This is a genomic window from Stenotrophomonas sp. 82F1, assembly GCF_056861525.1.
This window is the reverse complement of the sequence record NZ_JBSPUD010000040.1, coordinates 1-6319: the sequence shown is the minus strand read 5'-3', so window position 1 is coordinate 6319 and position 6319 is coordinate 1. Positions and strand designations below refer to the sequence as shown.

Sequence of the window (6319 nt, the reverse complement as noted above, 5' to 3'; positions counted from 1 at the left end):
ACCGTTGGCGCCATGGATGGCGCCATCGAGCCCCCATGGACGGGTTTACGGCGTGTCCTGCAAGCCCACACCGCCCCGCCAACCCAACACAAACCCAGAGCCGACGCTTCGGCCGTTGCAGTTGCAGTTGCAGTTGACGTCGCTTCTGCGGGCGCCGGGCTGCAAGCCCGGCACCCACCGAGAACCTCAACAGCAGCGACCACCGTTGCGCCCGCCATACCGCGCTTCCTGCCGCTCGCGGAAGAACGTCTTGTAGTCCATCGGCTCGCGGTCCGGATGCTTCTCCCGCACATGCCGCACATAGTTGTCGTAGTCGGGAATGCCACAGCACAGCCGTGCCGTCTGCACCAGGCGTCGCCACAGGCGGCGATGCGCCTGGTACTGCCCCACCGGAACCAGTTGCGTACTCATTACAGGTCCACCATTTCATGCGGCTTCAGCGCCACGTACGGGGTCTCGCGGTCGCTGCGCTGCGGATTGCGGCGCGCCGCCACGATCGTCTTGATCGAATACACCAGCACCGACGCCACCACCAGCAGGAACAGCGCAGTCAAGCCGGTGTTGACGTACGCATTGACCACGATCTGCTGCATCTGTGCGACCGACTTCGCCGGTGCGGTGATCGTGCCGCTGGCCAACGCATCCTGGAACTTGTGTGCCTGGGCCAGGAAGCCCTGCGCCGGGTTGCTGTCGAAGATCTTGATGAAGCCGGCATAGGTGGTGCAGATCAGCAGCCACACCGCAGGCACCGCAGTGACCCACGCGTAGCGGTCACGCTTCATCTTGAACAGCACCACCGTGCCCAGCATCAGCGCGATGCCTGCCAGCATCTGGTTGGAGATGCCGAACAACGGCCACAACGTCTGGATGCCGCCGAACGGATCGACCACGCCGGTGTACAGCAGGTAGCCCCACAGCGCCACGCAGCCGGCCGTACCGATGATGTTGGCGGTCCACGACTCGGTCTTCTTCAGTGCAGGAATGAAGTTGCCGAGCAGGTCCTGCAGCATGAAGCGACCGGCACGGGTACCCGCATCCACAGCGGTGAGGATGAACAGTGCTTCGAACAGGATGGCGAAGTGGTACCAGAACGCCATCATCGCGTCGCTGCTGCTGGGGATCGCCTCATGCAGGATCTGCGCGATGCCCACCGCCAGCGTCGGCGCACCACCGGCACGATGCAGGATGGTCGGTTCACCGATCGCTGCGGCCGTGGCCGTCAGCTGTTCGGGGGTGATGGTGAAGCCCCAGGTATTGGTGATGTAGTGCGCGGCCGAGGCCGCGTCGGCACCGATTACCGCCGCCGGGCTGTTCATGGCGAAGTAGATGCCCGGATCGATGATCGAGGCGGCCACCAGTGCCATCACCGCCACGAACGACTCCATCAACATGCCGCCGTAGCCGATGTAGCGCATGTGCGCTTCATTGGCCAGCAGCTTCGGTGTGGTACCCGAAGAGATCAGTGCATGGAAGCCCGACACCGCGCCGCAGGCGATGGTGATGAACAGGAACGGGAACATCCCGCCCTTCCACACCGGGCCGTCGCCGCTGGCAGCGAACTGGGTCAGCGCCGGCATCTTCAGTTCCGGCATCACCACCAGGATGCCGATGGCCAGCGCGATGATCGTGCCGATCTTCAGGAAGGTCGACAGGTAATCGCGGGGGGCCAGCAGCAGCCACACCGGCAGCACCGAGGCGACGAAGCCGTAGCCGATCAGCATCCAGGTGATCTGGGTGCCGGTGAAGGTGAAGGCTGGGCCCCAGGTCGGGTCTGCCGCCACCTTGCCACCGAACCAGATCGCGGCCAGCAGCAGCACCAGGCCCACCACCGAGATCTCACCGATCTTGCCCGGCCGGATGTAGCGCATGTACACGCCCATCAGGATCGCGATGGGCATCGTGGCGATCACCGTGAACATGCCCCACGGGCTTTCCGCCAGCGCCTTGACCACCACCATCGCCAGCACGGCCAGGATGATGATCATGATCAGGAAGGCACCGAACAAGGCGATGGTACCGGGCACCTGGCCCATCTCCTCGCGCACCAGGTCACCCAGTGAGCGGCCGTTGCGGCGGCTGGACAGGAACAGCACCATGAAGTCCTGCACCGCGCCGGCCAGCACCACGCCGACCACCAGCCACAGCAGGCCGGGCAGGTAGCCCATCTGCGCGGCCAACACCGGGCCGACCAGCGGACCAGCACCGGCAATGGCGGCAAAGTGGTGGCCGAACAGCACGTGCTTGTTGGTCGGCACGTAATCCAGGCCATCGTTGTTGATCACCGCCGGGGTGGCCCGGGTCGGATCGAGCTGCATCACCTTGTCGGCGATGAACAGGCTGTAGAAGCGGTAGGCGACCAGGTACAGCGATACCGCCGCCACCACGATCCACAACGCGTTGATGTGCTCACCGCGCCGCAGCGCCACCGTACCCAGGCAGAACGCGCCGAGCAGGGCGAGGGCCGCCCAGCCTATTTTGGAAAAACCTTTCATGAGGTGCTCTCTCCCGGAAAGACAGGCAAAGAGTCCCGCGTGCCCCTGGCAGGGTCAATGTGCACGGGACCATTCTGCGGTAGTACTTTGGTCGTACATGGGTGTGGCAGGTGGCGATGTTTCCTCGCTGCCCACAACGCAGGCGGTGCCGGCGTGCGGACATGACGCGCGGCGAACACCAGGGATGGAACAATCGGTTGCGACGGCATCCATTGGCGTTGCGCGCTGCAGCGTCCATTTTTACCGGCATCCATCCAACAGGAGTCACCATGAGCCTTCCCGAGCCGGTCCGCGTCCTGCGCACCATCCGTGGCATGCCCACCTCCGACGGTGCCGGTGTTCGCCTGACCCGGGTCATCGGCGGCCCGTCGCTGCCCGACCTCGATCCGTTCCTGCTGCTCGATGAATTCGGCACCGATCGCGCCGAGGACTACATCGCCGGTTTCCCGGAGCATCCGCATCGTGGTTTCGAGACCGTTACCTACATGCTCGATGGCCGCATGCGGCATCGCGACAATCACGGCAACGAAGGCCTGCTGACCCCGGGCAGCGTGCAGTGGATGACCGCCGGCCGTGGCCTGGTGCATTCGGAGATGCCCGAGCAGGAAAGCGGGCAGATGCGCGGCTTCCAGTTGTGGGTGAACCTGCCGGCGCGCGACAAGATGACCGCGCCGAAGTACCAGGAATTCGCTCCGGAAAAGATTCCGGTGGTGCGGCCGGCCGAAGGCGTGCAGGTCAAGGTGATCGCCGGCACGGTCGATGGCACGGCGGGCCCGATCGCGCAGCCCGCCACCGATCCGCTGTACCTGGATATCGAACTGGCCGCCGACCGCGCCTGGACGTATGTGCTGCCGGAAGGCCACAACGCGTTCGTCTATGTGTTCGAAGGCGGGCTGACGGTGGGTGAGCAGGATGCTGCGCGCGACGTGGCACGGCAGGAACTGGCGGTGCTGGGCGGCGGCGAGCAGCTGCATCTGTCGGCAGGTGCTGACGGTGCGCGGTTGATCCTGGTGGCGGGTCGACCGCTGCGCGAGCCGGTGATGCGCCACGGCCCGTTCGTGATGAACACCCGCGAAGAACTGATGCAGGCTTTCGTTGATTTCCAGGAAGGCAGGTTCTGAGCGGTAGCGCTGGGCCATGCCCAGCCGATGCCCGGCGTGCCGGATCCTGCGGGGACGCTGCAATGCAGTCATCCCCGCAGCCCTTCAGCGCCCGTCGGCCACGGCAGAGGGCGTCAGGTTCATGCCCTGCGCAAGCTGCTGCAGCGTGCCCAGTTCCTGCGAGCTGTCAGGATACAGCGCGATCTGCGCGTAGCGGCCCTTGTCCAGCTTGACCACGCTGATGCGGCGCTCGGCATAGCCCGGCGGCTGCTGGCCGCCAAGATCCGGCTGGTACCAGTACATCGATTCACCGGCAAAGCTGCCCTTTTCCTGGCGCAGCGAGCGGGTCAGTGGAATGCCCGGATCGCGCTGGCTGAGCATCAGGCTCAGCACTTCACGACCATCACTGGTGGCCGCGCGGCAGACCAGGAAACCGGACTGTGCCTGCTGCTGCCATTGCAGGCCGCTGCTGGCGGGCAACGAAGGGCATTCGACCGGGGCCTGCGCGCAGGCAGACGCCGCAACGAACAGCAGGCTCGACAAAACAACAGGCGCGAACTTCATGCATCCCCCAAGGTGGCGTGTCGTTGGCACCGCCGGTGTCACCGGCGGCCGAGGCATCCCATCCCCGGATGCCGTCCATCCCGGCACAAGCACGGGCGGATGACCAGACCTTAACGGAACGTGAGCGATCGCACAAATCGCGGTTACATCCGTAACCATTGCGGCCGAAGGTCGGCCGCAATGGCACGGTCACGGCTCAGCGGTCGTTGCCGATCCACTTGTAGATGATGCCGCCGATCGCACCGCCCAGCAGCGGGGCGACCCAGAACAGCCACAGCTGGCCGGTGGCGCCGCTGCCGGCGAAGAAGGCCACCGCCGTGGAGCGGGCCGGGTTCACCGACGTATTGGTCACCGGAATGCTGATCAGGTGGATCAGGGTCAGGGCCAGACCGATGGCCAGCGGCGCGAAGCCCGCCGGCGCCTTGCCATGGGTCGCGCCCATGATCACGATCAGGAACACCGCCGTGAGCACCACTTCGCACAGGAACGCGGCTGCCACGCTGTAGCCACCGGGCGACAGCGCACCATAGCCGTTGCTGGCGAACGCACCGGCCTGGCTGCCATCAACGGCGAAGCCGCTGGCACCGGAGGCGATCTGCAGCAGGATGAAACCCGCCAGCAGGCCGCCGGCCACCTGGGCAATGATGTAGGGCAGCAGATCCTTGGTCGGGAAGCGGCCGCCGGCCCACAGGCCCACGCTGACCGCCGGATTGAAGTGCGCACCGGAGATATGGCCGAACGCGTAGGCGCCGGTCACCACGGTCAGGCCGAAGGCCAGCGCCACGCCGAGGAAACCGATACCCAGCGGATTGCTGTCGCCACCGAACTTGGCGGCGAGCACGGCACTGCCACAGCCACCCAGAACCAGCCAGAACGTGCCGAGGAACTCGGCGGACAAGCGTTTACCCATGCTCATGTGTTGCACTCCTTTGACGGTCGAAAGTGTGATTTATGTCACATTTCAGTGATCAGCGGGTGACTGTAGCGTCAACGCCGGGTGCAGGGATACACCCTCGGATGTGTGCAACACGCGATGCTCAATGTTCGGGCAGGGGAATGAATTCCTTGTCGTCGCCGGGAATGGTGCCGAAACGTCCGGCTTCCCAGTCGTGCTTGGCCTGCTCGATACGTTCCTTCGAACTGGACACGAAGTTCCACCACAGATGGCGCGGCCCATCCAGCGGCTCGCCGCCGAACAGCATCGCCTTTACCGGCGTCTTCGCGCGCAGGCGGCCACGCGCACCGGCTTCGGGAATCACCAGGTGCTGGGCGGGAATGTCCACGCCATCCAGTTGCGCTTCGCCTTCGAGGATGTACAGCGCACGCTCGCGGTGACCGTCATCGATGTCGATCTCTGCATCCGGGTCGAGATCGATCGCCACGTTGAGCGTATCGGCGAACACCTTGACCGGCGACTCCTCGCCATAGGCGCGTCCGGCGATCACCCGCAGCCAGGCGCCGTTGCGGCGCTGCTCGGGCAGCGTGGCGGCCGCATGGTGGTAGAACGCCGGTTCGATTTCCTCATGCGACTTCGGCAACGCTACCCAGGTCTGCATGCCGTGGATCGGGTTGTCGTGGTCGCGGTCCGGTTGTGGCGTGCGCTCGGAATGGGCGATGCCGCGGCCGGCGGTCATCCAGTTGACGTCGCCGGGGCGGATCACCTGGTCCGAGCCCAGCGTGTCGCGGTGGCCGATGGCACCTGACCAGAGGTAGGTGACGGTGGCCAGGCCGATATGCGGATGCGGGCGCACGTCGATGGCCGTACCGGGGTGCATGAGTGCCGGGCCCATCTGGTCGACGAACACGAACGAGCCGATGCTGCGGGCCTGCAGGGTGGGCACTGCACGGCGCACTTCCAGGCCGCCGATGTCGTGTACGCGCGGGGCGATGATGGTGGTCATGCGGGCGTTCTCGCTGGCAGGGATCAAGGCGGTCAGGATCGCACGCTGTCGTTACGGTGACATTCCCCGTTCGGGTAACAGGTTGTTCCAGCCAACGGCGCAGCCCCTCGTGGCTGTTGGTTGGTTGGTCGCGTAAGGCAGAAGCAAATTCAAAAGCCGCGCTTGGCCGGGCGGGTGGGTTGCGCAGGACACGCCGTAAACCCATCCCTGGGGGCTCGATGGCGCCATCCTTGGCGCCAACGGTCCTGCGCAACCCACCCGC

Annotated in this window: 6 protein-coding genes; 1 reads left to right on the top strand and 5 read right to left on the bottom strand. The window is 65.4% G+C overall.

The genetic code is table 11. From position 1 onward, the window contains the following. Positions 1 to 186: 186 nt before the first annotated feature. Positions 187 to 411: a YbdD/YjiX family protein gene (locus AC13GI_RS21570; protein ID WP_089236433.1), complete on the bottom strand. Its 225-nt coding sequence runs from the start codon at positions 409 to 411 to the stop codon at positions 187 to 189. Next, on the bottom strand, positions 411 to 2492 hold the full coding sequence (locus tag AC13GI_RS21565; protein WP_100553209.1) for a carbon starvation CstA family protein: 2082 nt from the start codon (positions 2490 to 2492) through the stop codon (positions 411 to 413). The genes AC13GI_RS21570 and AC13GI_RS21565 overlap by 1 nt, the downstream gene beginning before the upstream one ends. A 269-nt stretch (positions 2493 to 2761) precedes the next feature. On the opposite strand from AC13GI_RS21565, the gene AC13GI_RS21560 reads away from it, so the two are divergent. Next, entirely contained in the window at positions 2762 to 3613 is an 852-nt protein-coding gene (locus AC13GI_RS21560; protein ID WP_380657630.1) for a pirin family protein, read from the top strand. 84 nt (positions 3614 to 3697) lie between these two features. On the opposite strand, the gene AC13GI_RS21555 is transcribed toward AC13GI_RS21560, so the two are convergent. The 3 genes from AC13GI_RS21555 to AC13GI_RS21545 all read right to left on the bottom strand — a co-directional run bounded on the left by AC13GI_RS21555 (position 3698) and on the right by AC13GI_RS21545 (position 6057). Further along, the gene (locus AC13GI_RS21555) at positions 3698 to 4156 is read right to left on the bottom strand and encodes a hypothetical protein (RefSeq protein WP_099818930.1); all 459 of its coding nucleotides are present in this window, start codon (positions 4154 to 4156) and stop codon (positions 3698 to 3700) included. Between the two features lie 196 nt (positions 4157 to 4352). After that, a complete protein-coding gene (gene aqpZ / locus AC13GI_RS21550) occupies positions 4353 to 5072 on the bottom strand; it encodes an aquaporin Z (protein WP_099818931.1) in 720 nt (239 codons plus the stop codon). Between the two features lie 121 nt (positions 5073 to 5193). Then, positions 5194 to 6057: a pirin family protein gene (locus AC13GI_RS21545; protein WP_099818932.1), complete on the bottom strand. Its 864-nt coding sequence runs from the start codon at positions 6055 to 6057 to the stop codon at positions 5194 to 5196. Between the last annotated feature and the right edge of the window lie 262 nt (positions 6058 to 6319).